This is a genomic window from Rhizobium sp. SVR5-2C (assembly GCF_056755115.1).
In genome coordinates, this window is sequence record NZ_JBNDHT010000397.1 from 1 (window position 1) to 274 (window position 274).

At 68.2% G+C, this 274-nt stretch carries 1 protein-coding gene; it reads left to right on the top strand.

Going from position 1 to position 274, the window contains the following annotated elements:
* Positions 1–97 precede the first annotated feature (97 nt).
* On the top strand, positions 98–274 hold a 177-nt coding region (locus ACPYOI_RS36250), incomplete at its 3' end, for an enoyl-CoA hydratase-related protein (protein WP_481424195.1).

A 274-nucleotide genomic window follows, 5' to 3' on the forward strand; every position in this document is an offset into this window, starting at 1 on the left:
GTACTGGACCTGGGCATATCGCAAGCTCTTGCTCCCGGTTGCCTGCTCCCCGTCCGGTTTCACTAACCTACGGGCTTTCCCCATCCTCCAGGCCGCCATGTACACCAGCCTCCAGCTCGCCGACCGCGCCGGCGTCCGCACCGTCACCATGAACCGCCCGCAGGTGCACAACGCCTTCGACGACAGCCTGATCGCCGAACTGACCGACGCGCTGGCCGCCGCCGACCGCGACGAAAACGTGCGCGCGGTGGTACTCACCGGCGCGGGCGCCAGT